Source organism: Roseovarius sp. (assembly GCF_965228755.1).
Lineage (GTDB): Bacteria > Pseudomonadota > Alphaproteobacteria > Rhodobacterales > Rhodobacteraceae > Roseovarius.
In genome coordinates this window covers 33,678-55,909 of sequence record NZ_CBDDIG010000003.1, presented here as the reverse complement: position 1 = coordinate 55,909, position 22,232 = coordinate 33,678, and the positions used below count along the sequence as shown (strand labels likewise).

Sequence of the window (22,232 nt, the reverse complement as noted above, 5' to 3'; positions counted from 1 at the left end):
TTTCCCCGCCATATCAACGCGTTAACCCCGATTCGCGTCCAACCCCGCCGTCACAGCGGCAATTCCGTCGTTTCCTTGATCTCCTCCATCACGAACGACGCCGACACATCTCCCATCGGCACCTTCGCCACCAGCCTCTGGTACAGCCGGTCATAGCCCTTCATATCCGCCACCCGGGCCCGGATCAGGTAGTCGAGTTCGCCGGTCATCCGGTAGACCGCCTGCACCTCCGGCATGGTCTTGGTGGCCCGCGCAAACCGCTCCAGCCAGTCGGCATCATGGGCGGCGGCCTTGATCTGCATGAACACCGTCAGGCCGAAGCCCAGCCTCTCCGCATCCAGCAGCGCCACGCGTTTCCGGATGATCCCCGCCGCCTCCATCGCCTTGACCCGCCGCCAGCAGGCGTTGCGCGACAGGCCCACCCGCTCGCCAAGCTGGTCGAGCGGCAGGTCGGCACTGCGCTGGAGTTCGGTCAGGATGCGCCGGTCGATATCGTCAATTTCGCTCATGATTTGTAGGATACTTGGGAAATCATCCCGCAATCAATCGGGTTCTTCGTGAAATTGGGAAAACTGCCACGGCGCGGCACGTTAAACATATGGCAAGGAAATTGGCGCAGACAGGAGTACACGATGATCACGAAGACCTTCCTCGACCACCCGCGCAGCGTGGATGAAACCTATCTCGAACACGCGGCCTTTGCCGGCAAGTTCAGCGTCAAACTCTTCGCCGCCGGGTTCTGCGCGCTGGTTCACGCCGTCATCCCCTGCCTGTTCGAAAAGACGGCCAGCCGGATGATCGCCGAGATGTACGCCAAGACCCACAATCGCGGATCCTGAGCCGGGTCAGTGGGTGGCGGTTTTCGAATAGAGGTTGATCACCACGATGCCCGCGACGATCAGCGCCATCCCCAGGATCGCGGGAAAATCGACCCCCTGTTTGAAGAACAGCCAGCCGAGGAACGCCGTCAAACAGATGCCCAGACCCGACCAGATCGCGTAGGTGATGCCCAGCGGCATGTATTTCAGCACGATCATCATCAGGTAGAAGGCCGAGCCGAACCCGGCCACCACGCCCACCGAGGGCCAGAAACGGGTGAATTGCTGCGATGCCTGCAGACAGGTGGACCCAACCCCTTCGCAGAGAACGGCCAGCAGCAGGATGAGGTAGACTTTCAGCATGGGGCGCACCTGGGGCTCGGGGTGGGACTTTCGCCCATATCGCAGGGGTTTCACGGCGGGGTCAAGCGACGCCGCCGCGCGCCTCTGCCGCCTGAGCCCTTCCTGCCACCGGGGGCGCCGGGGTGCCTAGCCCGCCAGCGCCTTGTCGAGGTTTTCATCGATCTTCTCGAGGAATCCCATGGTGGTAAGCCAGCCCTGATCGGGCCCCACCAGCAGGGCGAGGTCCTTGGTCATCGACCCTGATTCCACGGTCTCGACGATGACCCGCTCCAGCGTGGTGGCGAAGGTCATCAGCGCCTTGTTGCCGTCCAGCTTGGCCCGGTGTTTCAGCCCGCCCGTCCAGGCATAGATCGAGGCGATGGAGTTGGTCGAGGTCGCCTCGCCCTTCTGGTGCTGGCGATAGTGGCGGGTGACGGTGCCATGGGCCGCCTCGGCCTCGACGATCCTGCCGTCGGGCGTCATCAGTTGCGAGGTCATCAGGCCAAGCGAGCCGAAACCCTGCGCCACGGTGTCGGATTGCACGTCGCCATCGTAGTTCTTGCAGGCCCAGACGAAGCCGCCGCTCCACTTCATCGCACAGGCGACCATGTCGTCGATCAGCCGGTGCTCATAGGTGATCCCGGCCTCCTCGAACTTGTCCCTGAACTCGGCCTCGAACACCGCTTCGAACAGCAGCAGGAACTGGCCATCATATTGTTTCAAAATGGTATTCTTGGTCGACAGGTAAAGTGGCCAGCCCATCGACAGGGCATAGTTCATCGACGCCCGCGCGAAATCGCGGATCGAGTCGTCGAGGTTGTACATGCCCATGTAGACGCCGGAGGAGGGGGCGTCGAACACCTCCTTCTCGATCACCTCGCCGTCCTCCCCGACAAACTTGAGGCTCAGCTTGCCGGGCCCCGGAAACTTGATGTCCGTCGCGCGGTACTGGTCCCCATAGGCATGGCGCCCGATCACGATGGGCTTGGTCCACCCCGGCACGAGGCGCGGCACGTTGCGGCAGATGATCGGCGCCCGGAACACCACGCCGCCAAGGATATTGCGGATCGTGCCATTCGGGCTGCGCCACATCTCCTTGAGGCCGAACTCCTCGACCCGGGCCTCGTCCGGCGTGATGGTGGCGCATTTGACGGCGACGCCCACCTCCTTGGTCTTCTCGGCGGCGTCGATGGTGACCTGGTCGCTCGTTGCATCCCGGTTCTCGATCCCGAGGTCGTAATAAAGCAGGTCGATATCCAGATAGGGCAGGATCAGCTTCTGCTTGATGAAATCCCACATGATGCGGGTCATCTCGTCGCCGTCCATCTCGACGATGGGGTTGTCTACCTTGATCTTCGACATGTCATGCTCCTCGGCAAGGGTGCCTGCAAAAGAATACGGGCCGCCTTGGGGATGACCCAGGACGGCCCGTCTTGCAAGGGGAAGGGGCGGTTAGCCCATGATCGCGTTCAGCGTCTCGCTCGGGCGCATGACCGAGGCGAGCTTCTTGTCGTCGGGGTGGTAATAGCCGCCCGTATCGGCCGGCTTGCCCTGAACGGCGGCCAGTTCGCCGGTGATCTTTTCCTCGTTTTCCGCCAAGGCCTTGGCGATCGGCCCGAACTCCTCGGCCAGGGCGGCATCGTCGGATTGCGCGGCCAGCGCCTCGGCCCAGTAGCGGGCGAACCAGTAGTGGCTGTCGCGGTTGTCGGGCTCGCCCACCTTGCGGCTGGGGGACCGGCCGTGATCGAGGATACCCTGCGTGGCGGTCTCGACCGTTTCGCCAAGCACGCGGGCGCGGGCGTTGTTCTTGGCGTCGGCGAGGAACTTGAAGCTTTCGCCAAGCGCGCAGAACTCGCCCAGGCTGTCCCAGCGGAGGTGATTTTCCGCCTGCAGCTGCTGGACGTGTTTCGGGGCCGAGCCGCCGGCGCCCGTCTCGAACAGCCCGCCGCCGTTCATCAGCTTGACGATCGACAGCATCTTGGCCGAGGTGGCCAGTTCGAGGATCGGGAACAGGTCGGTCAGGTAGTCGCGCAGCACGTTGCCGGTGATGGCGATGGTGTTCTCGCCCTTGGTGATGGTCTCGAGGCTGGCGCGGGTGGCCTCGCGCGGGGGCATGATCTCGAACTTGTCGGCCACGCCCTTGGCATCGAGGATCGGCTTCACGAAGCGGATCAGCTCGGCGTCGTGGGCGCGGTTCTCGTCGAGCCAGAAGATGGCGCGGTAGCCGGTGGCCTTCTGGCGTTCGATGGCGAGGTTCACCCAATCCTCGATCGGCGCCTTGCGGGCCGAGGCGGAACGCCAGATGTCGCCTTTTTCAACGCTGTGCTGATGCAGCACGGTGCCGTCATCCAGCACCATCTTGACGGTCCCGTCCTCCGGGATTTCGAAGGTGGTGGGGTGGGAGCCGTATTCCTCGGCCTTCTGGGCCATCAGGCCGAGGTTCTGAACGGTGCCCGCGGTGGCCGGGTTCAGTTTTCCGTTGGCTTTGAAGAACTTGATCGTCTCGTCGTAGACCGGAGCGTAGGAGCTGTCGGGGATCACGCAGACCGCGTCGTGCTCCTTGTTGTCGGGGCCCCAGCCCTTGCCGCCCGAGCGGATCAGGGCAGGCATCGAGGCGTCGATGATCACGTCCGAAGGCACGTGCAGGTTGGTGATGCCGCGGTCGCTGTCGACCATGTACATGGGCGGGCGGGTGTCGCGGGTTTTCTCAATGGTTTCAAGGATTTCCGTCTTGTCCTTGACCCGTTCCAGCAGGTCGCCGAGGCCGGAATTCGGGTTGACGCCGGCTGCCTTCATCTCGTCGCCGTACTTGTCGAAGACGGGCTTCAGCCATTGCTTGACCGCGTGGCCGAAAATGATCGGGTCGGAGACCTTCATCATCGTGGCCTTCATGTGCAGCGAGAAGAGCACGCCTTCGGCCTTGGTCTTCTCGATCTCGTCGGCGAGGAAGGTGTCGAGGGCCTTGGCGCTCATGTAGGTGGCGTCGACGACGGTGCCCTCGGGGTAGCTGACGCCGTCTTTCAAGACGGTCTCGCCATTCGCGGTTTCAAGGACGATCTTTGCCGTTGCCGCCTTGTCGAGGGTGGCGGATTTCTCGTTTGAAAAGAAGTCGTTGGCCGACATGGAGGCGACGCGGGTCTTGCTGTCGGCGGTCCATTCGCCCATGCGATGGGGGTTGTTCTGGGCGAATTTCTTGACCGGGGCCGCGGCGCGGCGGTCGGAGTTGCCTTCGCGCAGGACGGGGTTCACCGCCGAGCCCTTGATGGCGTCGTAGCGGGCGCGGATCTCTTTTTCCTCGTCGGTCTTGGGGTCGTCGGGGTAGTCGGGGATGTCGAAGCCCTGGCCCTGAAGCTCGCGCACGGCGGCGACGAGCTGGGGCACGGAGGCCGAGATGTTGGGCAGCTTGATGACGTTCGCCTCGGGCTGTTTCACCAGTTTGCCCAGCTCGGCAAGGTCGTCGGTGACGCGCTGGTCGTCCTTCAGCTTGTCGGGGAAGGTGGCGAGGATGCGGCCGGCCAGCGAGATGTCGCGGGTGCCGATCGACACGCCGGCGGCGGCGGCGAAGCGCTGGATGATCGGCAGAAGCGAGGCGCTGGCAAGCTCGGGTGCCTCGTCGACCTTGGTGTAGACAATATCGGGATTGGAGTTGTCGGCCATCGGTGATCCCTCTTGATCCGGGTAAGACGCGTTTGGGCGCGTCATAGCCTATCGCGGCGCCTCTGGAAAGACGGTATGCGACTGTATACCGGAAAAAGTGGCGAGGGCCAGCGGGAGGCCGCGCAGGAGGGGCGCGGCGGGGTCAGCCGTCGTAATGCTCGATCTTTTCCAGCTTCCGCATCAGCAGGGTGCCGCCCAGCACGCAGGCGAGGACGCCGGTGAAGAGCGGCAGGGGCGTTCCGTTGAACGCGAGGCCCACGGGAACGGTCAGGATCACCGAGCCGACCGTGCCGATGCTGGCGATGACGCTGGCGGCCATGCCGGCGATGTGGCCCAGGGGCTCCATCGCGAGGGCGTTGAGATTGCCGAGCGTCAGCGCCGCCTGGAAGAAGACGGTGGTCTGCCACGCGACGTAGACCGCGAAGTCGATGCCCGGCGGCAGGCCGATCAGGAAGAGGGTCAGGGTGATCGCCGTCAGGCAGACCTGGGCCATGAGCGCGAAGCTGACCAGCCGGCGCATCCCCAGACGCATGACCAGCGCCGCGTTGACGAAGCTGCCGGTGCCGGCGAGCAGGGCGATGACGAAGAACCAGTAGGGGAAATCGTCGGTGCGGTCGAAGGTGGCGCTGAAGATCTGCTGGATCGAGCTGATCGAGGAGAAGAGCGTGGTGAAGCAGAGGATCTGCACGGCGATCGACAGGCGGACGGTGCGGTAGGACAGCACCTCCTTCACCGCGGCCCAGAGCGAGCGGGGCCGGAAGGGGCGGCGGCGTTCGGCGGGCAGGGGTTCGGCGAGGCGGAGCAGCATCCACAGGGTGGTGCAGATGGTGAAGAGGATGAAGATGCCGAAGATGCCGCGCCAGCCGGTGAGCGCGATGACGCCGCTGCCGGCGAGGGGAGCCACGGCGGGGACGAGGGTGAAGACCATCATCACGAAGGAAATGAGCCGCGCCATCTCGCGCCCGGCATAGAGGTCGCGGATGATGGCGAGCGCGACGATGCGGGCCGCGGCGGCGCCGAGCCCCTGCAGGATGCGCGCCGCGACGATCAGTTCGAGCGAGGGCGCGATCATCGCCATCAGCGCGCCGGTGATATAGACTGCCGCGCCCGCAAGGATGACCGGCTTGCGCCCGAAACTGTCGGAGAGCGGGCCGGTGAAGAAGGTGCCGCAGCCGAGCCCCAGAAGGAAGGAGGCCACGACGAGCTGGGCCCGGTTGACCGCCTCGGGGGTAAGTTCCGCGCCGATCCGGGGCAGGGCGGGCAACATCGCGTCGATGGAGAACGCGACGGTGGCCACGAGCATCGCCATGAGGGCGACGAATTCGATGCGCCCGATGGGCGCGCGGCCGGGCTGGGGAGTTTCGGAAACGCTCATCCCTGGGCGCTATCATGCTGTGCGGATATGCGCCATAGGCGGGGTGCGCACATGTCGAAGGCCGTTCGCGCACATATGCGGGCGGGAACCTTTCCGCCCGGTTAATGCGCCGGACCGGGGTGGCGCGCGCCCCGCAACAGGGAAGGAGCGGAGGCGCGCGCCGGGTGACGGGCCCTAGTGGGCCGTCATCTCTTCGACGATCTGATCGACGGTCAGATCGGCCGGGTAGTAGGTGGGCCAGTTGGTGACCTCTTCAAGCAGGGCGGCGCGGTCGTCGCCCCAGTAGAGGTGGTAATGGTCGGCCTTGGCGGGGGCGATGCGATGGTCGCTGAACTGGATGTAATCGGGTGCGTCCTCGTCGCCTTCGGTCTTCTGGAAGATGAAGCGGACGCCGCGGTTGCCCTTCTTGTAGGTCAGCACCTCGTAGCCGTCATCGGCATAGGTGCCCGAGACGGAGGTGTCGCCCTCGTGGAAGGTGACCTGATCGCCGACGATCTCGATGCGGTCGACATCGGTGGCGTAGCCGATCTCGTAATAGGCGCGGTATTCCTCGGCGGTCTTGTCGCCGTGGGCGGCCTTGTGCGCCATCACCGGGGTGAGGCTGCCATCCACCAGGTAGGGGTAGACCGATTGCCAGTCTCCTTCCCAGTCGGAAAGGGCGCGGGCTTCGATCTGGCTGTCCTCGAAATATCCCTTGTAGATCTCGGCCTGCTGCTTGGAGTCGGAATGGGAATGGTCGTGGTCGTGATCATGGGATTTCTCGGTGGAGTCGGAGGCGAGCGCCGGGGTGGCGAGGGTGAGCAGGGCGCCGGTGGCCAGGGCGGCGGCGCGGCTGAGGAAGAGCGTTTGCATATGGTCTTTCCCTTTCGGGTTGGTGTTGGCAGGGCCGGGGGGCGAGCCGCCCGGCGTGATTCGCTACGTTATATCGTAACATTGCCAGCGTTAGAACACCTGCGCCGGGGTGGCAACGGCGCGGGGGGCGGTTCTGGAGGGGAAAGGTGTTAAAGGAAGATTACCGCCGGGGGGGATCCGGCCGGGTGTCGGTATTGGCGGCGTGGTCCTGCGCGTCGTCATGGACGTGCGGCGCGTGGCGGACCTTGCCGATCAGCCACTCGGTATGCTCCTTGCGTTGACGCATCGCGAAGGCACCGAACTGCTGGATGGCAACGGCGAAGATGCCGAGGCCCACGAAGATGAAGATCGTGGTGCCGATCTTGCCCGTCGCGGTGGCGGGCACCAGCTCTCCATATCCCACGGTCGAGAGGGTCACGACGGTGAAGAAATAGCTGTCGATCCACGACCAGCCTTCGACATGGTGGAAGAAGATCGTGCCGCCGATGATGATGGCCGGCAGGGTGGAGAATAGGGCGATGATGCGGCGCCAGTTCATCCCTTGCCCCCTCGATCCTCAGCCGTTGCCGGCCTGCGCGGGCTGGTTGTTGAGCTCGTCGATCACCTTGATCCAGAGCTCGGGCGGCTGGCAGCCGGGCACGGCATGCTTGCCCGCGACGATGAAGGTGGGCACGCCGGTGATCCCCATTTCACGAAAACCGGCATCCTTCTTGTGGATACCTTCGAGGTCGGCATCGGATTTGAGCAATTTAAGCACCACGGCGGCATCCATCTCGGCCCCGTCGGCGATATCGGCCAGCGTGTCGTGATCGGCAATATCGCGACCGTCGTGGAAATAGGCACGGAAGAGCGCCATGGCGACGGCCATCTGCTTGCCCTCGATGCCGGCCCAGTGGATCAGGCGGTGGGCGTCGAGCGTGTTGGGCGTGCGCTTGATGCCGGCGAGGTTGAGGTTGAGCCCTGCGGCCTCGGCTGCCTCGACGATGGGGGCATAGGCGCGTGCCGCGCCTTCCTGACCGCCGAATTTCCGTTCGAGGTAGGTGTGGCGGTCCATCCCCTCGGGCGGCATGTCGGGGTTGAGCTGGAACGGGTGCCACTCGATCTCGAACGGGTGGTCGGGGCGTTCGGCCAGCGCCTTGTCGAGCAGGGTTTTCCCGATATAGCACCAGGGGCAGATCGTGTCGGAGATGATATCAAGCTTGACCATGGAGCGCCTTGTAGATCGGCCGCAATTCGCGGCGCAGGATTTTGCCGTTCGCGCCGGTGGGCAACGCGTCGAGGTGGAAGAAACCGCGGGGGCATTTGTAGCCTGCGAGCCGCTCTTTCGCAAATGCGTGCAGTTCGGCCTCGGGCAGCGGTTCGGGACCGGTGTAGAAGGCCATGATCAGGCGGGCGTCGGCCTTGACCTCGATATCGGTGACCGCGGCCTGGAGGATGCCGGGATGGGCGTTGAGCACCGCCTCGACCTCCATCGGGGAGACGCGGAAGCCGCCGGCGTTCATCATGTCGTCGGCGCGGCCGAGATAGGTGATGGCGCCGGTGTCGTCCATCACGCCCTGATCGCCGGTGAGGAACCAGTCGCCGCGGAACTTGGCCGCCGTGGCCTCGGGCGCGCCGAGATAGCCGAGCATCAGGCCGGGGTCGGAACGGTGGATGGCGATGGTGCCTTCCTCGCCCAGCGGCACGGGGCCGTTGTCGCCGATGATGGCGACGCGGCGGCCGGGCTGGGGGTAGCCGAGGGTGCCTTGTGGCGCCTGATGGCCCGGCGCGGCGGAGATGAAGGTGGAGCATTCGGACATGCCATAGGCCTCGAAGATCTCGGTGCCGGTGGCGGTGCCCCATGCCTCGCGGATGGTGTCGGCGAGCTTTTCGCCGGCGGAGAGGCCGTGGCGGAGCTTGGACAGGTCGAGTGGCGTGCCGTCCTTGAGGAACTTGCGATAAACGCCCGGCGCGGCGGCGAAAATCGTGGCGTCGTGGCGCTTCATCAGCAGGGGAAGCTGGCCCGCGTCGATGCCGGATTGGGGGATGAGGGCGGTGGCGCCGGCTGTCCACGGGTCCATCAGGCCGGTGCCCAGCGTGTAGGTCCAATTGAAGGCGCCGGCGTGGCAGAGGCGGTCGGTGTCGCGCAGGCCGTACCAGCCGTCGACCATCATCTGCCGGGCCCAGATGGCGCGGTGGGCGTGCATCACCGCGCGGGGTGTGCCGGAAGTGCCGGAGGTATAGATGATGTAGGCCATGCGGTCCGGGTCGCCCATGTCGAAATCGGCCGGGGGGAGGGCGCGCATGGTGGCGAGGGCATCGGGGGTGATGACGGGGATGTCGGTGTCAGGGCAGGCGATGGCGGGGTCGCGGAGGATGGCGCCGGGGGCGGTGGTGGCGATGATGCCGGCGACCTCGCGCTCGGTGAGCTGCGAGGAGGTGGGGACGGGGACGAGGCCGACGGCGATGGCGCCGAGATAGGCGATGGGGAATTCGACGGTGTTGCCGAGGCGCATGAGGACGCGGTCGCCGGGCTGGAGGCCGGTTTGCAGGAGGCCCGTGCCGGTGCCGAGGACCGCCTGTTTCAGCTTGGCGTAGCTCCAGCGTTCGGCGCCGGAGAGGCCGAGGACGGCGAGCGCCACCTTGTCGGGCGACGCGTCGGCGTGGCGCAGGACGTGGGCCGCGAGGTTGAAGGGCGCGGGGCAGGGCGCGAAGGCCGGAGAATTTGTCTGGGACACCATGGGTTTGCTCTAGGCACAGGCGGGCTCAGTTGCAAGTCGTTCGGGCCGGGCGTATAGCGTTTCGCATGAAGGAAACGCTGCCCGGAAACCTTATCAGGATCTCGCGCCAGAACGGGGCGGAGGAGCAGGCCGAACCGCTCAACCTCGGCGAGCGGGTGCGGGAGCTTCGGAAGGGGCGTGGCTGGACGCTGGAGCAGGCGGCGAAGCAGGCCGGGCTGGCGCGATCGACCCTGTCGAAGATCGAAAACGGCCAGATGTCACCGACTTACGAGGCGTTGAAGAAGCTGGCCGTTGGCTTGCAGATCTCGGTGCCGCAACTTTTCACGCCGCCGCAGCGGGACCAGATCAGCGGGCGGCTGGCGGTGACCAAGGCGGGCGAGGGGACGCATCACGCGACCACCACGTACGAGCATGAATTGCTGGGCGAGGCGCTGTCGAAGAAGCGGATGCTGCCCTATCGGGCGCGGATCAGGGCGCGGTCGGTCGAGGAGTTCGACGGCTGGGTCCGGCATGACGGGGAGGAGTTCCTGTACGTGCTGACCGGGGTGGTGCGGCTCTTCACCGAGTTCTACGAGCCGATCGAGATGCGCCGGGGCGACAGCGCCTATTACGACGCGACGATGGGGCATAACGTGGTTTCGGTCAGCGACGAGGATGCCACGATCTTGTGGGTGACCTCGCTGGCCTGACGACTCGGTGGTTAACGGGGTTGTTTTGCTGGGATTCCAACGTCGGTATCACGTCGGTATTTTGTCGGTATCGCGTCGGTGCGGGGCCGGTGGCCGGGGGCCGTTGACACAAGGCGCGTTGCGCAACGGCCCGGCTTTAACGCTATTTTCAGATTTTCCGGTCAGGGTGTGGGTCAGCCGTTGCCCGCAAGCCGGTGATAGATGTGGGTGAAGGTCGCCGCGCCGAGGATCGGGATGATGAGGTTGATGAGCGGGATCGAGAGCGGCAGTGCCATCAGGATGCCCGCCAGCCAGATCGTCGTGACGTGGCGGCGGCGCTGTTCCTTGGCCTTTTGCCGGCCGACGCGGCGGATGGCGACGAGGGTGAAATACTCCATCCCCAGGAGGTAGCCGTTCATCGCGTAGAAGATGAAGGGCGCGGCGGGCGTGAAGGCGACGTAGAGGAACAAGGCCAGGAGGTTGGCGGCGATGATGATGCCGAGGAAATTGATCGTGTCCTTCACCGCCTCGCCGAAAGGTACGCGGTTGGCCGGCGGCAGGCGCGGGTAATGGCGGTCTTCGACGGCCTGTGCGACCTCGTCGAGGAACATGGACGTGATGGCCGAGGCCACCGGCACCATCAGGAAGGCCGAGAGGAACAGCATCAGGAAGAGGGAGCCGAAACTGAGCAGGTCGCCGACCCATGTGACCTCGCCCACGATGGGGAGGTTGGTCGTCTCGCCCGTCAGCCACTCGATCACGGCGAGGAGCCCGGCATAGGTGGCGATCAGCAGCGCCAGCGTCAGGCCGATGCCGAGAAACAGGACCTTGCGGAAGCGCGGGTCGCCCAGTTGGCCCAGGGCCTTGAAGAAGCTCGAGAAGATCATTCGCTTACCCAGGTGGTGATGGCGTCGAGATTGGGGCGAGGGCGGTCCGGCGGGGCCGAGGTTTCGGTGCCGATATGGATCAGCCCGGCAATGCGTTCGCCCGCGTCGAGGCCGAAACCCGTCTCGGCAAAGTCGCGGTCATGGACGGCCCAGCCGGTGAGCCAGTTGGCGCCCCAGCCCGAGGCCAGCGCGGCATTGAGGAGGGCGAGGCAGACGGCCCCGGCGGAGTAGGTCTGTTCGAGGAGCGGAATTTTCCCAGAGGGTTTCTGTACCTCGACCACGGCGACGGCGAGATGGGCATCGGTGTACTGGGCGCGGGCCTTGGCGATATCCTCGGGCGGTTTGCCGAGCCGTTCGCCGCATTCGTCGACCTGCCCGGCGAGGCGCAGGAGCGCACCCCGCTCCAGCACGATGAAGCGCCAGGGTTCGAGCTTGCCGTGATCGGGGCTGCGGGCCGCGGCGGTCAGGATCGGCATCAGCGCCGCGCGGTCGGGCACCGGGGTGGTGAGCGTCTTGGCGGGGCGCGAACGGCGGTTGAGCAGAAACTCCATCGCGGCCGGGTTCGGATCGGGCATGCACGTCTTCCTGTCCTGTTGCGCGCTTACATGTCGGGTGCCAGCGCGCGGGGGTCAACCCTGCATCTTGCGCGGGACGGGGAAAGCGGGCAGGGAGTCGGGCCATGAAACTGCCCGATCTGAGTCATCTTGCCGAGGCCGGCACGACCGTGACGGTGCGCGTGACGCCGAAGGCCGCGGCCAACGGGATCGTGCTGCGCGACGGGCAGATCCGGGTCAGCGTGACGGTGGCGCCCGAGGGCGGCAAGGCGAACGCGGCGGTGCAGAAGCTGTTGGCGAAGGCGATGGGCGTGCCGAAATCGCGGCTCGAGCTGATCCGGGGCGCGACGGCGCGTGACAAGGTTTTCAGCGTTCGTTGAGCGTCTTGCCGTTCAGCGAATAGACCCCTTCGGGCAGGTTCAGCGCCGCGCCGAGATCGCGCAGCTGGGCCGGGGAGAGGGTGATCTTCTCGACCCGGTCGGTGCGCGGATCGTATTGCTCGATCGTGACGCATTCCTCGAAGGCGTTGATGATCACGTCTTCCTCGAGCCGGGGGCGGCCTTCGTCGACGAGGGTGATGACGGTGGCGTCGAATTCGTGTTCGATGGAAAACATGGGGCCACCTTATTCGCTTGGCGAGCCATTGCAAGCGGGGCCGTGCGGAACCATTGGGGGGCTGGCCAGCGGGGCAAACCCTGCTAGAACCAAGGGGAAGGACGATTGAGGATAGCGATGCGCTGGTTTCTACTCGTGAGTGTGATGATCGGTCTGGCGGGGTGCGTGACCACCGCGCCGGCCCCTGGGCCCAATGCGGTATCTCGGGCGCCGCAATCGCCGGGGGCGGGCGACCTTGCCCGGTTCCGGGCGGTGGTCAGCCGGGTGGAGCCGGTGGCCGAAGGAATTTGCCGCAGCCGGACGCGCTCGTCGAATTGCGATTTCCGGATCGTGCTGGATGACCGCGCGGGCCTGCAGCCCAACGCCTACCAGACGCTGGACAAGAACGGGCGGCCGATCCTGGCGTTTACCCGGTCGCTTCTGGCGGATGTGCAGAATGCCGACCAGCTGGCCTTTGTCATGAGCCACGAGGCGGCGCACCATATCGCGGGCCACATCCCGCGGCAGCAGCAGAACGCCATGGCCGGCGCGATCCTGATGGGCGGGCTGGCCTCGCTTTCAGGGGCGAATTCGGCCGGGATCGAGGCGGCGGTGAACATGGGCGCGGGCGTGGGTGCGCGGCGGTATTCCAAGGATTTCGAGCTGGAAGCGGACGCCATCGGCACGGTGATCGCCCACAAGGCGGGCTATAACCCGGTGCTGGGGGCGGAGTATTTCATGCGGATCGCCGACCCGGGCGACAGTTTCCTCGGCACCCACCCGCGCAATGCCGACCGGATCCAGACCGTGCGGCGCGTGGCCGCCGGGCTCTGAGCCGCGGGGCATGCAGCAACTGCCGGATGTGGTACGCGACCGGGGGTCGAAATATGCCGTCTCGGGCGGCGTGGCGGCCAGCCGGGAGGCGGCGGAGGCCTTCCTGGTCGAGCTGAAGCGGGACAAGAAATTCGCCAAGGCCACGCATAACACCTGGGCGGTGATCCTGTCGGACGGGACGCCGCTGAAGGGGGATGACGGCGAATCGGGCGCCGGCAACGTGATTTTGCGGATGCTGGAACGGGATGGCGTGACGGACCGGATCGTCGTGGTGACGCGCTGGTATGGCGGCAAGCACCTGGGCGGCGACCGGTTCCGGCATGTGCAGACCTGTGTGCGCGCATGGCTGGAGGCGTTCGGTTGATGCAGGTCAAGGACGCGGGGTGCGCGGCGGTCTAGCCTTGGTGGCGTACAACGCGACGGGAGAGACGACATGCCCAACCTGACCTACAAGCGCCATGCCGATCTGGTGGACCGGATGGCGAATGCCCTCGGGATCGACCTGGAAGAGAAGATCATGCGCGGCAAGCTGCAGATCGACACGCTGGGGGAGGCGGTGTTGCGCTGTACCGGCTGTGCCGATCCTTGCGGCTGCGAGAAATGGCTGGCCGCGCAGGTGGAGGTGGCGGAGCAGGCGCCGCCGATGTGCCGGAATGCCGAGCTGTTCGACGGGCTGAAGGACGGTCGGCGGTTCTGAGGCCGCCGCGTCAGAGCGGCATCTGCACGGCGCTTGCCAGGGCCGCCGAGATGCCCATGAAGAAGCAGCCGGTCGCCACCAGCACGAAGGTGTGCCAGATGGCGTTGGCGTAGCGCAGCGATTCCCAGCAGTAGAAGATCACCGCGACCGAGTAGATGATGCCGCCGGTGAGGATCAGCCAGAGGCTTTGCGGGGGCAGCAGCGTCCAGAGCGGGATGAGGAGCGCCACGCCGATCCAGCCGAGGGCGACCTGGGGCCACCAGCCGGTGGTCATGGCGCCGCGGGCGGCCATGAGTTTCGCGGCGGCGCCGACGAGGGCCAGAAGCCAGACGACGCCCAGCACGATGTAGCCGAAGGCGGTGCCGAGCAGCACGCTGAGCGGCGTGAAGGTGCCGGCGATCTTGAGGTAGATGGCGGCATGGTCGATGCGGCGGAGGATCGGGCGGGCGGCGGTATGGGCGCCGAGGTGATAGGCGGCCGAGGCTGTGAGCATGAGGATGAGGCCGGCGGCATAGACCGAGGTGGCCACGAAGGTCGACCACGGCATCTGCTGGTACCACATCCAGAAGATCGTGGCGACGCCGGCGAGCGCCGCGGTGACGCCGATCACGTGGACGATGCCGTCGGCCCAGCGTTCGGCGCGGGTGTAATTGGGATAGGACATGGTCCCGGTACCTCCTGCCCGGTTGATGGCATCTCTCCACGACATCCTGATGTCGGCATCCGCGCAAAACTGTGGTTTGTTTTCGGCCGGTTTGAAACCGGGGCCGACGCGACGTCATGGGGTAGATCAAGCGCTGTGGGGGGCGGTTGGTTCCCGTGGGGCCGGGCGGAGGGTGCCGGGATGGGCGGCGCGGCGCCGGTGTCAGGCGCGGGTGATCTGACCCCAGAGATCGTACTCTCCCGCTTCGTCCACCTCGACCGTGACGATATCGCCGACCGAGAGCGCCTCGGTGCCTTCGTCGATGAAGAGACAGCCGTCGATTTCGGGGGCGTCGGCCTTGGTGCGGCAGGTGGCGATGCCGTCTTCGTCGATGTCGTCGACGATCACGTCTTGTACAGATCCGACCTTGGCGGCCAGTTTATCCGCGGAAATGGCCTGTGCCTTTTCCATAAACCGCTGCCAGCGTTCTTCCTTAACCGGTTCGGGCACGTGGTCGGGGAGGGCGTTGGAGCGGGCGCCTTCGACGTTTTCGTATTTGAAGCAGCCGACGCGGTCGAGACGCGCTTCGTCGAGCCAGTCGAGGAGGGTCTGGAATTCCTCCTCGGTTTCGCCCGGGTAGCCGACGATGAAGGTGGAGCGCAGGGTAATATCGGGGCAGATCGCCCGCCACGCGTTGATTTCGTCGAGGGTTTTCGCCGCCGCCGCGGGACGCGCCATGCGTTTGAGCGTGTCGGGATGGGCGTGCTGGAAGGGGATGTCGAGATAGGGCAGGATGCGCCCTTCGGCCATCAGCGGGATCAGGTCGCGCACATGCGGATAAGGGTAGACGTAGTGCAGGCGGACCCACGCGCCCAAGTCGCCCAGGTCACGGGCGAGGTCGGCGATATGGGCGCGGTGGCTGCCGGTTTCGGCGTGTTTCGTATCGACCCCGTAGGCGGAGGTGTCCTGGCTGATGACGAGGAGTTCACGCACCCCGTTCTCGACCAGCTTCTCGGCCTCGCGCAGGACCGCGTGGGCCGGGCGCGAGGCGAGGCGGCCGCGCATGTCGGGGATGATGCAGAACTTGCACTTGTGGTTACAGCCCTCTGATATCTTTAGGTAACTGTAATGTCGGGGTGTGAGTTTCACGCCTGAGGAGGGCAGCAGGTCGACGAAAGGATCGGGGCTGGGCGGGACGGCGGCATGGACCGCGTCGAGCACCTGTTCGTACTGGTGGGGCCCGGTGACGGCGAGCACCTTGGGGTGGGTGCCGGTGATGTATTCGGGCTCGGCCCCCAGACAGCCGGTGACGATCACGCGGCCGTTTTCCTGAAGCGCCTCGCCGATGGCTTCGAGGCTTTCGGCCTTGGCGCTGTCGAGGAAGCCGCAGGTGTTGACGATGACCGCGTCGGCCCCGCCGTAATCGGGGGAAATGCCATAGCCCTCGGCCCGGAGCCGCGTGAGGATCCGCTCGCTGTCGACCAGCGCCTTGGGGCAGCCGAGGGAGACCATGCCGATGACCGGCTGGCCGGGGCGGCGTGCCTCGGAAATGGTGGAGCGCGCGAGATCGGGGCGCAGGTCGGGGGGGTTGGTGCTCATGTGGCGCGATATAGTCGCTCGCGCCCCCGCGCGAAAGTGAAAACGAGGTTGTTGCGCGGGGCGCCGGGGCCTAACCTTGCGGGAAAAGACGCGGAGGGGTGAGCGGTATGCGTTGGATCGTGCGGGCCTTCGGGCTGTTGCTGCTGGCGGTGGTGCTGGTGGCGGGTGTTTTCCTGCTTCTGCCGGGCGACAAGATCGCCAAGGTCGCGGCGAGCCAGTTGTCGAGCTGGACCGGCCGCGAGGTGACGATGAGCGGGGAGACGACGCTGAGCTTCTATCCCATTCTCGGCGTCAGTACCGGGGCGGTCACGGTGGCCAATGCCGAGTGGAGCGACGGGCCGCCGATGTTCCGGGCCGAGAGCCTGAAGATCGGGGTGGAGCCGCAGGTTCTGTGGGGCGGCGATATCCGGATCACCGGGCTGGAGGCGGTGGGGCCGGTCATCAACCTCGAGAAGGCCGCCGACGGGCGGGTGAACTGGGAGCTGAATGTCGAGGGCGTGGCGCCGTCGGGTCAGGCGGGCGAGGGCGCGTCGGAGCAGGCGGACGGGATGGCACGGTCGGACCGGCTGGCGCTGACGCTGGACCGGGCGTTGGTGCAGGATGCGACGTTTCTCTACACCGATCACGGCACCGGCGAGCGGACCGAGATGCGCGGCATGGCGTTCGACTTGCGCTGGCCCGAGTATGAAGGGCGCGCGACGTTCGACATGACGCTGCGGCCGGCCGGGGAGGCGGTGCGGGTCGAGGGGTATCTCGACCGGGTGGGCGAGTTCATCGACGGCGCGGTGAGCGACGTGAAGGCGACGGTCAGCACGAAGGGGGGCGAGGCGACCTTCCTTGGCCGGGCGAGTGCCGCGCCGGAGCTGCAGGGCCGGGTGACGGCGGCGGTGTCGGATACGCGCGCGTTCATGGCGTCGCTGGGTCTGCCGGCGGCGGATATTCCGGCCGGGCTGGGGCGGAGCGTGAATGGCGAGACGCTGGTGACCTACAGCGCCGATCAGCGGCTGTCGCTGCGCGAGGTGGCGTTGCAGCTTGACGGCAACCGGATCGGCGGGGCGGCGGACGTGGACCTGGGCGGCGAGCGGCCGGTGGTGTCGGCGCAGATCAACGCGGGCGCGCTGGACCTGACGGGGATGGAGAGCGAGAGCGGCGGCGAGGCGAGCGCGGGGCGCGCGTCGGTGGCGGCGGACAAGGGGTGGTCGACCGAGCCGATTGACGCCTCGGCGCTGGGGCTGGCGAATGCCGAGGTGGCGCTGACCGCCGAAAGTGTCGACCTAGGCGATCTGAAGGTGGGCAAGGTGCGGTCGATGATCACGCTGGACCGGTCGCGGCTGGTGTTCGACCTGCGTGAAGTTCGGGCGTATAACGCGTTGATTACCGGGAATTTCGTTGTGAACAACCGCTCGGGCCTGTCGGTTGGTGGCGACCTGAAGGCGGCGGGGATCGACATGGAGCGGTTCCTGACCGATGCCGCCGGGATCACGCGGTTTTCCGGCGAGGCGGATGCCAGCCTGAACTTCCTTGGCGTGGGCAACACGGAGCAGGCGATCATGAGTTCGCTGAGCGGGAAGGGCGCGGTTCAGACCGGGCGCGGGGTGATCAAGGGGTTCGACCTCGACAAGCTGATGCGGTCGGGCGTGGCGACCGGGGGCACGACGATCTTCGACACGATGGGGGCGACGTTCACCATCGAGAACGGGGTGGCGCGGAACGATGACCTGTTGCTCAAGCTGCCGCTGGCGAAGGCGGAGGGGGAAGGGATGATCGCGCTGGGTCAGCGGCGGATCGATTACCTGTTCACGCCCGTGCTGCTGGAGGGGGAGAGCACCAAGGGGCTGGCCATTCCGGTGCGGATCCGGGGGTCGTGGGACGATCCGGAGATCCGGCCGGACATGGAGGCGGCGATCGACCGGAACTTCCGGGAGGAGAAGAAGGAGCTGGAGGAGAAGGCCGAGAAGGAGGTGCGGCGCGCGGTGGAGAAGGAGCTGGGCGTGAAGGTGGAAGAGGACGAGTCGGTCGAGGATGCGCTGAAGCGGAAGCTGGAGGAGGAGGCCACGAAGGGGCTTCTGAAGCTTTTCGAGTGATGCAGGATCGGCGCGCAAGGGGTTGAGATGGTGTTGAATTCGGTTGACGAGGCCTTTGTCGGGCGGCTGCGGGAGGTGCTGCCGGAGGCGGCGTTTCGCGAGGTGACGCCGGCCTACCTGGAGGAGCCGCGCGGGCGCTGGGCCGGCCGGGCGGGTGTGCTGGTGGCGCCGGATTGCGTGGAGGATGTGGCGGCCTGTGTGCGGGCGGCGGCCGAGGCAAGGGTGCCGGTGGTGCCCTATGGCGGCGGCACCGGGCTGGTCGGCGGGCAGATCGTGGCGGAGGGGCCGGCGCCAATGCTGCTGAGCCTCGAGCGGATGCGGAAGGTGCGGGGCGTCTGGCCCGAGGAGAACGCGATGGAGGTCGAGGCGGGGGCGATCCTGTCGGACATCCACGCGGCGGCCGAGGCGGTGGACCGGCTGTTCCCGCTGTCGATCGCGGCGAAGGGGAGCGCGCGGATCGGCGGGATGCTGGCCACCAATGCGGGCGGGGTGAACGTGCTGCGCTATGGCAATGCGCGGGCGCTGTGCCTCGGGGTGGAAGCGGTGCTGCCGGACGGGCAGGTCTGGCACGGGCTGCGGCGGCTGCGGAAAGACAACATGGGGTATGACCTGCGCGACCTGCTGATCGGCTCGGAAGGGACGCTGGGGGTAATCACGGCGTCGACGCTGGTGCTGCACCCGAAGCCCGCGGGCGAGGGGACGGCGCTGATGGCGGTGCCGGGGCCCGGCGAGGCGCTGAAGCTGCTGGCGCTGGCGCGGGCGCACATGGCGGAGGGGGTGTCGGCCTTCGAGCTGATGCACCGGGCGGGTTTCGAGTTCCTGGCGGAGACGATGCCGGATGTGCGGTTGCCGTTCGACGAGGCGCCGGAGTGGCTGGTGCTGATCGATATCGGGCTGGCCAAGGGGCTGGAGCCGGCGGGGGCGCTTGAGACGCTCTTTGCAGAGGCGTTCGAGGCGGGGCTGGTGAGCGACGGCATGGTTGCCCAGTCGGAGGCGCAGCGGGCCGCGTTCTGGGAAGTGCGGGAGACGATCCCCGAGGCCAACCGGAGGATCGGGTCGGTAAGTTCGCACGACATTTCCGTGCCGCTGGGCGCGCTGCCGGAGTTCATTGCGCGGGGGAACGAGGCGATGGCGGCGCTGGGGGCGTTCCGGGTCAATTGCTTCGGGCATGTGGGCGACGGGAACCTGCATTACAACGTCTTCCCGCCGAAGGGGGAGCGCAAGGAGGCCTTCACCGGGCAGCGGGACGAGATCAAGCGGGTGGTGCATGACCTGGTGCATGAATTGGGCGGGTCGGTGAGTGCCGAGCACGGGGTCGGGCGTTTGAAGGTCGATGACCTGGAGCGCTATGGCGATACGGCGAAACTGTCGGCGATGCGGGCGATCAAGCGCGCACTGGATCCTTTGGGGATCATGAATCCGGGGGCCGTGTTGCGGGCGGGTTAGGGGGCGCTGCCCCCCGCGTTGAAATCAGGGGATTTCAACGCTCCCCCCGGGATATTTGCCCCAAGAAGAAGCAGGGCGTCTGCACTTTCATCTTTCTGAAAATACTCAGAATCCGACGGGTCAGACCGGGAGAGACGTTGTCCGTTTGAGCGCCTTCAGGGAGAAGCTGGAGTGGACGGCGCGGACCACGTCGCTGCGCAGGAGGGCGTTGGTCATGAAATGCTCGTAGCTTTCAACGTCGGCGGTGTGGATTTTCAGCATGTAGTCGGCGCTGCCGGTGATGGCGTGGCATTCGAGGATCTCGGGGTGCCGGTCGATCAGGCGGGAGAAGGCGGCGAGCGACGCCTCGGAGTGGTCCTGTAGCGAGACGGTGGCGAAGACGCAGAGCTTGGCGCCCACCTTCCCGGGGTCGAGGAGGGCGACGCGGGCGGTGACGATGCCGGCGGCGTCGAACTCCTGCAGCTTGCGCCAGAGGGTGCTTTGGGCCATGCCGACGCGGTCGGCCAGCGTGGCCAGCGAGGCGGCGCTGTCCTGCTGGATTTCCCGGAGGAGGGCCTTTTCCTGATCAGAAAATTTCATATGAGGGAGGGTAGCGGAAAAATTTCTTGAATTCCACGGATTTCAGAGGGCGATCGGGAAAACTCTTCAGCCGCGTCGTGGTAGGATGGTGGAAAGGAGAGAGGCCATGGACACGAACAGCACCTATACGTCGAAAACGCCGGATGCGGAGGGGTTTTACAGCTATTCGCCGGAGGAGGATGCCGTCTGGGGCGAGTTGTTCGAGGCGCAGATGGTGTATTTGCGGGACAAGGCGACACCGGAGTATTTCGAGGGGGTCGAGCTGCTGGGCCTCAAGGCCGGGAAGGTGCCGCAGGTCAAGGAAATCGACGCGCGGCTGGCGGAGCTGACCGGGGCGGGGGTTGAAGGCGTGCCGGCGATCATTCCGCCGAGCCGGTTTTTCGACCTGCTGAGCCAGAAGAAGTTCCCGGTGGCGACCTTCCTGCGGCGGCGGGAGCAGATGGAGTATATCGAGGAGCCGGACCTGTTTCACGAGGTGTTCGGTCATTGCCCGCTGCTGACCAACCCCGATTACGTGGCCTTCATCGAGGGCGTGGGGAAGAAGGCGAAGGCGCTGGGCAAGGGCTATAGCTGGCACCTGTTCCGCCTGTTCTGGTTCACGGTGGAGTTCGGGATGATCCGCCATGGGGACGGGTACCGGGCGTTCGGCGCCGGGATCGTGTCGTCGCCCGCCGAGGCCGCGCATGCCACGGGCGGCGAGGCGGTGATCGAGCCGTTCGACCTGAACCGGGTGCTGCGGATGCCCTACCGGATCGACATCGTGCAGCCGGTCTATTTCGCCATCGACGATTTCGCCCAGCTTGCCGCGACGCTCGAGGAGGACTGGCAGGCGGCGATCGACGGGGCGCGGGAGCAGGGCGACCTGCCGGCGCCGTTCGACAAGGCGGCCTGAGCGAGGTTTCGTTTCCTATACGCGCCTGTCTGGGCTAAGCCCCTCTGTGTGATTTTCAATGCAAGGGGCGTGTCCAATGGCCGATCTTCTGACCATCGAAAACCTCGGCAACCTGCTGATGCTGTGTTTTTTGCAGGCGGTGCTGGGCTTTGACAACCTTCTCTATATCTCGATCGAATCCCAGCGGGCGCCGGTGGCGCAGCAGAAATCGGTGCGGTACTGGGGGATCATCATTGCCGTGGCGCTGCGGGTGGTGCTGCTATTCGTGATGATCGAGCTGATCGATGCGCTGGCCGAGCCGTTCTACGTGTTCGACTGGGAGGGGGTTCTGACCGGGGGCGTGAATTTCGCGACCTGCGTGTTCATCGTTGGGGGTATCTTCATCATCTACACGGCGGTGAAGGAGATCAGCCATATGCTGACCATCGAACACCTGGATACGGACATGAGCGACAAGCCGGGCAAGTCGGCCGCGCAGGTGGTGATCATGATCGTGATGATGAACCTGATCTTTTCCTTCGACTCGGTGCTGTCGGCGCTGGCGATCACGGATGTGTTCCTCGTGCTGGCGACGGCGATCATCCTGTCGGGGCTGGCGATGCTGCTGCTGGCGGACGGGGTGACGCGGTTCCTGGAGAAGAACCGGATGTACGAGGTGCTGGGCCTGTTCATCCTGCTGATCGTCGGTGTCGTGCTGCTGGGCGAGGCGGGGCAGGCGGCGGCGCATGCGGTGCATGACGAGGCGCTGGCGCTGCGGTTCTTCGGCTACGAGGTGGTGCCGATGTCGAAGACGACCTTCTACTTCTCGGTCATCGTGCTGGTGGCGGTGGAGGTGATCCAGTCGGGCTATACCCGGAAGCTGAACGCGCAGCGGCGCACGGCGTCGCGCCATTGAGGCGGTTATCGGGGCGGGACAGGGTGTTAAGGCGATGTTTACCCTAGCAACGCCTGACGCCATGACCTAAGTTTCGGGGGAGTCAAGAGCCACCGA

Annotated in this window: 25 protein-coding genes; 10 read left to right on the top strand and 15 right to left on the bottom strand. The window is 66.0% G+C overall.

The window, feature by feature from the left end; all coding sequences use genetic code 11:
- Nucleotides 1-50 precede the first annotated feature (50 nt).
- The gene (locus ACO07J_RS01790) at nucleotides 51-509 is read right to left on the bottom strand and encodes an Lrp/AsnC family transcriptional regulator (RefSeq protein ID WP_422025743.1); all 459 of its coding nucleotides are present in this window, start codon (nucleotides 507-509) and stop codon (nucleotides 51-53) included.
- Between the two features lie 123 nt (nucleotides 510-632).
- On the opposite strand from ACO07J_RS01790, the gene ACO07J_RS01785 reads away from it, so the two are divergent.
- A complete protein-coding gene (locus tag ACO07J_RS01785; protein ID WP_422025741.1) occupies nucleotides 633-839 on the top strand; it encodes a DUF6356 family protein in 207 nt (68 codons plus the stop codon).
- Between the two features lie 6 nt (nucleotides 840-845).
- Here the strand turns inward: ACO07J_RS01785 and ACO07J_RS01780 are convergent, their stop codons facing one another.
- The 8 genes from ACO07J_RS01780 to ACO07J_RS01745 all read right to left on the bottom strand — a co-directional run bounded on the left by ACO07J_RS01780 (nucleotide 846) and on the right by ACO07J_RS01745 (nucleotide 9,764).
- A complete protein-coding gene (locus tag ACO07J_RS01780; RefSeq protein ID WP_422025739.1) occupies nucleotides 846-1,181 on the bottom strand; it encodes a DMT family transporter in 336 nt (111 codons plus the stop codon).
- 126 nt (nucleotides 1,182-1,307) lie between these two features.
- A complete protein-coding gene (locus ACO07J_RS01775; RefSeq protein WP_422025737.1) occupies nucleotides 1,308-2,522 on the bottom strand; it encodes an NADP-dependent isocitrate dehydrogenase in 1,215 nt (404 codons plus the stop codon).
- Nucleotides 2,523-2,612: 90 nt separating this feature from the next.
- Complete coding sequence (locus ACO07J_RS01770) at nucleotides 2,613-4,817, bottom strand: NADP-dependent isocitrate dehydrogenase (protein ID WP_422025735.1); 2,205 nt, start codon at nucleotides 4,815-4,817, stop codon at nucleotides 2,613-2,615.
- A 142-nt stretch (nucleotides 4,818-4,959) separates the two neighbouring features.
- The gene (locus tag ACO07J_RS01765) at nucleotides 4,960-6,192 is read right to left on the bottom strand and encodes a multidrug effflux MFS transporter (protein ID WP_422025733.1); all 1,233 of its coding nucleotides are present in this window, start codon (nucleotides 6,190-6,192) and stop codon (nucleotides 4,960-4,962) included.
- 174 nt (nucleotides 6,193-6,366) lie between these two features.
- Entirely contained in the window at nucleotides 6,367-7,044 is a 678-nt protein-coding gene (locus ACO07J_RS01760) for a ZinT family metal-binding protein (protein WP_422025731.1), read from the bottom strand.
- Nucleotides 7,045-7,204: 160 nt separating this feature from the next.
- Nucleotides 7,205-7,582, bottom strand: a complete 378-nt coding sequence (locus ACO07J_RS01755; protein WP_422025729.1) for a potassium channel family protein — start codon at nucleotides 7,580-7,582, stop codon at nucleotides 7,205-7,207.
- 18 nt (nucleotides 7,583-7,600) lie between these two features.
- Nucleotides 7,601-8,251, bottom strand: coding sequence for a DsbA family oxidoreductase (locus ACO07J_RS01750; RefSeq protein ID WP_422025727.1), 651 nt, complete (start codon nucleotides 8,249-8,251; stop codon nucleotides 7,601-7,603).
- Nucleotides 8,238-9,764 carry a class I adenylate-forming enzyme family protein gene (locus tag ACO07J_RS01745; RefSeq protein ID WP_422025725.1) on the bottom strand — a complete coding sequence of 509 codons (1,527 nt, stop codon included), beginning with the start codon at nucleotides 9,762-9,764 and terminating at the stop codon, nucleotides 8,238-8,240. Before ACO07J_RS01745 ends, ACO07J_RS01750 begins: the two co-directional genes overlap by 14 nt.
- A 65-nt stretch (nucleotides 9,765-9,829) precedes the next feature.
- Between ACO07J_RS01745 and ACO07J_RS01740 the strand changes: the two genes are divergently transcribed.
- On the top strand, nucleotides 9,830-10,453 hold the full coding sequence (locus ACO07J_RS01740; protein WP_422025723.1) for a helix-turn-helix domain-containing protein: 624 nt from the start codon (nucleotides 9,830-9,832) through the stop codon (nucleotides 10,451-10,453).
- Nucleotides 10,454-10,626: 173 nt separating this feature from the next.
- Here the strand turns inward: ACO07J_RS01740 and ACO07J_RS01735 are convergent, their stop codons facing one another.
- Both ACO07J_RS01735 and ACO07J_RS01730 read right to left on the bottom strand, forming a co-directional pair.
- A complete protein-coding gene (locus ACO07J_RS01735; protein WP_422025721.1) occupies nucleotides 10,627-11,319 on the bottom strand; it encodes an EI24 domain-containing protein in 693 nt (230 codons plus the stop codon).
- Nucleotides 11,316-11,894 (bottom strand): nitroreductase family protein, encoded by a 579-nt coding sequence (locus ACO07J_RS01730; protein ID WP_422025719.1) that lies wholly within the window; start codon nucleotides 11,892-11,894, stop codon nucleotides 11,316-11,318. Before ACO07J_RS01730 ends, ACO07J_RS01735 begins: the two co-directional genes overlap by 4 nt.
- Nucleotides 11,895-11,998: 104 nt before the next feature.
- Between ACO07J_RS01730 and ACO07J_RS01725 the strand changes: the two genes are divergently transcribed.
- Nucleotides 11,999-12,253, top strand: coding sequence for a DUF167 domain-containing protein (locus tag ACO07J_RS01725; protein ID WP_422025717.1), 255 nt, complete (start codon nucleotides 11,999-12,001; stop codon nucleotides 12,251-12,253).
- On the opposite strand, the gene ACO07J_RS01720 is transcribed toward ACO07J_RS01725, so the two are convergent.
- Complete coding sequence (locus ACO07J_RS01720; protein ID WP_350131020.1) at nucleotides 12,240-12,488, bottom strand: hypothetical protein; 249 nt, start codon at nucleotides 12,486-12,488, stop codon at nucleotides 12,240-12,242. The two genes, ACO07J_RS01725 and ACO07J_RS01720, sit on opposite strands and share 14 nt — an antisense overlap.
- 117 nt (nucleotides 12,489-12,605) lie before the next feature.
- Between ACO07J_RS01720 and ACO07J_RS01715 the strand changes: the two genes are divergently transcribed.
- From ACO07J_RS01715 to ACO07J_RS01705, 3 genes are all read left to right on the top strand, one after another.
- Nucleotides 12,606-13,301, top strand: coding sequence for a M48 family metallopeptidase (locus ACO07J_RS01715; RefSeq protein WP_422025715.1), 696 nt, complete (start codon nucleotides 12,606-12,608; stop codon nucleotides 13,299-13,301).
- Nucleotides 13,302-13,311: 10 nt separating this feature from the next.
- Nucleotides 13,312-13,665, top strand: a complete 354-nt coding sequence (locus tag ACO07J_RS01710; RefSeq protein ID WP_422025713.1) for a YigZ family protein — start codon at nucleotides 13,312-13,314, stop codon at nucleotides 13,663-13,665.
- A 69-nt stretch (nucleotides 13,666-13,734) separates the two neighbouring features.
- Complete coding sequence (locus ACO07J_RS01705; protein ID WP_422025711.1) at nucleotides 13,735-13,998, top strand: DUF6455 family protein; 264 nt, start codon at nucleotides 13,735-13,737, stop codon at nucleotides 13,996-13,998.
- 10 nt (nucleotides 13,999-14,008) lie between these two features.
- On the opposite strand, the gene trhA is transcribed toward ACO07J_RS01705, so the two are convergent.
- Both trhA and rimO read right to left on the bottom strand, forming a co-directional pair.
- Nucleotides 14,009-14,662: a PAQR family membrane homeostasis protein TrhA gene (gene trhA, locus ACO07J_RS01700; RefSeq protein ID WP_422025709.1), complete on the bottom strand. Its 654-nt coding sequence runs from the start codon at nucleotides 14,660-14,662 to the stop codon at nucleotides 14,009-14,011.
- 201 nt (nucleotides 14,663-14,863) lie between these two features.
- Nucleotides 14,864-16,240, bottom strand: coding sequence for a 30S ribosomal protein S12 methylthiotransferase RimO (gene rimO, locus ACO07J_RS01695; RefSeq protein WP_422025707.1), 1,377 nt, complete (start codon nucleotides 16,238-16,240; stop codon nucleotides 14,864-14,866).
- Nucleotides 16,241-16,347: 107 nt separating this feature from the next.
- Here rimO and ACO07J_RS01690 point away from each other — a divergent pair, with 107 nt between their 5' ends.
- Both ACO07J_RS01690 and ACO07J_RS01685 read left to right on the top strand, forming a co-directional pair.
- Complete coding sequence (locus ACO07J_RS01690) at nucleotides 16,348-18,324, top strand: AsmA family protein (protein WP_422025706.1); 1,977 nt, start codon at nucleotides 16,348-16,350, stop codon at nucleotides 18,322-18,324.
- A 27-nt stretch (nucleotides 18,325-18,351) separates the two neighbouring features.
- Nucleotides 18,352-19,770 (top strand): FAD-binding oxidoreductase, encoded by a 1,419-nt coding sequence (locus ACO07J_RS01685; RefSeq protein WP_422025704.1) that lies wholly within the window; start codon nucleotides 18,352-18,354, stop codon nucleotides 19,768-19,770.
- A 120-nt stretch (nucleotides 19,771-19,890) separates the two neighbouring features.
- On the opposite strand, the gene ACO07J_RS01680 is transcribed toward ACO07J_RS01685, so the two are convergent.
- Nucleotides 19,891-20,349 carry an Lrp/AsnC family transcriptional regulator gene (locus tag ACO07J_RS01680; protein WP_422025702.1) on the bottom strand — a complete coding sequence of 153 codons (459 nt, stop codon included), beginning with the start codon at nucleotides 20,347-20,349 and terminating at the stop codon, nucleotides 19,891-19,893.
- 106 nt (nucleotides 20,350-20,455) lie between these two features.
- On the opposite strand from ACO07J_RS01680, the gene ACO07J_RS01675 reads away from it, so the two are divergent.
- On the top strand, nucleotides 20,456-21,241 hold the full coding sequence (locus ACO07J_RS01675; protein ID WP_422025700.1) for a phenylalanine 4-monooxygenase: 786 nt from the start codon (nucleotides 20,456-20,458) through the stop codon (nucleotides 21,239-21,241).
- Between the two features lie 76 nt (nucleotides 21,242-21,317).
- Complete coding sequence (locus ACO07J_RS01670) at nucleotides 21,318-22,136, top strand: TerC family protein (protein WP_422025698.1); 819 nt, start codon at nucleotides 21,318-21,320, stop codon at nucleotides 22,134-22,136.
- Nucleotides 22,137-22,232: the final 96 nt, after the last annotated feature.

Coding starts and splice junctions, on each gene's coding strand:
- ACO07J_RS01670 (WP_422025698.1), top strand. CDS start 21,318: ATGGCCGATCTTCTGACCATCGAAAACCTCGGCAACCTGCTGATGCTG.
- ACO07J_RS01740 (WP_422025723.1), top strand. CDS start 9,830: ATGAAGGAAACGCTGCCCGGAAACCTTATCAGGATCTCGCGCCAGAAC.
- trhA (WP_422025709.1), bottom strand. CDS start 14,662: ATGTCCTATCCCAATTACACCCGCGCCGAACGCTGGGCCGACGGCATC.
- ACO07J_RS01730 (WP_422025719.1), bottom strand. CDS start 11,894: ATGCCCGATCCGAACCCGGCCGCGATGGAGTTTCTGCTCAACCGCCGT.
- ACO07J_RS01725 (WP_422025717.1), top strand. CDS start 11,999: ATGAAACTGCCCGATCTGAGTCATCTTGCCGAGGCCGGCACGACCGTG.
- ACO07J_RS01770 (WP_422025735.1), bottom strand. CDS start 4,817: ATGGCCGACAACTCCAATCCCGATATTGTCTACACCAAGGTCGACGAG.
- ACO07J_RS01720 (WP_350131020.1), bottom strand. CDS start 12,488: ATGTTTTCCATCGAACACGAATTCGACGCCACCGTCATCACCCTCGTC.
- ACO07J_RS01785 (WP_422025741.1), top strand. CDS start 633: ATGATCACGAAGACCTTCCTCGACCACCCGCGCAGCGTGGATGAAACC.
- ACO07J_RS01715 (WP_422025715.1), top strand. CDS start 12,606: ATGCGCTGGTTTCTACTCGTGAGTGTGATGATCGGTCTGGCGGGGTGC.
- ACO07J_RS01790 (WP_422025743.1), bottom strand. CDS start 509: ATGAGCGAAATTGACGATATCGACCGGCGCATCCTGACCGAACTCCAG.
- ACO07J_RS01675 (WP_422025700.1), top strand. CDS start 20,456: ATGGACACGAACAGCACCTATACGTCGAAAACGCCGGATGCGGAGGGG.
- ACO07J_RS01750 (WP_422025727.1), bottom strand. CDS start 8,251: ATGGTCAAGCTTGATATCATCTCCGACACGATCTGCCCCTGGTGCTAT.
- ACO07J_RS01780 (WP_422025739.1), bottom strand. CDS start 1,181: ATGCTGAAAGTCTACCTCATCCTGCTGCTGGCCGTTCTCTGCGAAGGG.
- ACO07J_RS01745 (WP_422025725.1), bottom strand. CDS start 9,764: ATGGTGTCCCAGACAAATTCTCCGGCCTTCGCGCCCTGCCCCGCGCCC.
- ACO07J_RS01775 (WP_422025737.1), bottom strand. CDS start 2,522: ATGTCGAAGATCAAGGTAGACAACCCCATCGTCGAGATGGACGGCGAC.
- ACO07J_RS01690 (WP_422025706.1), top strand. CDS start 16,348: ATGCGTTGGATCGTGCGGGCCTTCGGGCTGTTGCTGCTGGCGGTGGTG.
- rimO (WP_422025707.1), bottom strand. CDS start 16,240: ATGAGCACCAACCCCCCCGACCTGCGCCCCGATCTCGCGCGCTCCACC.
- ACO07J_RS01760 (WP_422025731.1), bottom strand. CDS start 7,044: ATGCAAACGCTCTTCCTCAGCCGCGCCGCCGCCCTGGCCACCGGCGCC.
- ACO07J_RS01765 (WP_422025733.1), bottom strand. CDS start 6,192: ATGAGCGTTTCCGAAACTCCCCAGCCCGGCCGCGCGCCCATCGGGCGC.
- ACO07J_RS01685 (WP_422025704.1), top strand. CDS start 18,352: ATGGTGTTGAATTCGGTTGACGAGGCCTTTGTCGGGCGGCTGCGGGAG.
- ACO07J_RS01680 (WP_422025702.1), bottom strand. CDS start 20,349: ATGAAATTTTCTGATCAGGAAAAGGCCCTCCTCCGGGAAATCCAGCAG.
- ACO07J_RS01710 (WP_422025713.1), top strand. CDS start 13,312: ATGCAGCAACTGCCGGATGTGGTACGCGACCGGGGGTCGAAATATGCC.
- ACO07J_RS01735 (WP_422025721.1), bottom strand. CDS start 11,319: ATGATCTTCTCGAGCTTCTTCAAGGCCCTGGGCCAACTGGGCGACCCG.
- ACO07J_RS01705 (WP_422025711.1), top strand. CDS start 13,735: ATGCCCAACCTGACCTACAAGCGCCATGCCGATCTGGTGGACCGGATG.
- ACO07J_RS01755 (WP_422025729.1), bottom strand. CDS start 7,582: ATGAACTGGCGCCGCATCATCGCCCTATTCTCCACCCTGCCGGCCATC.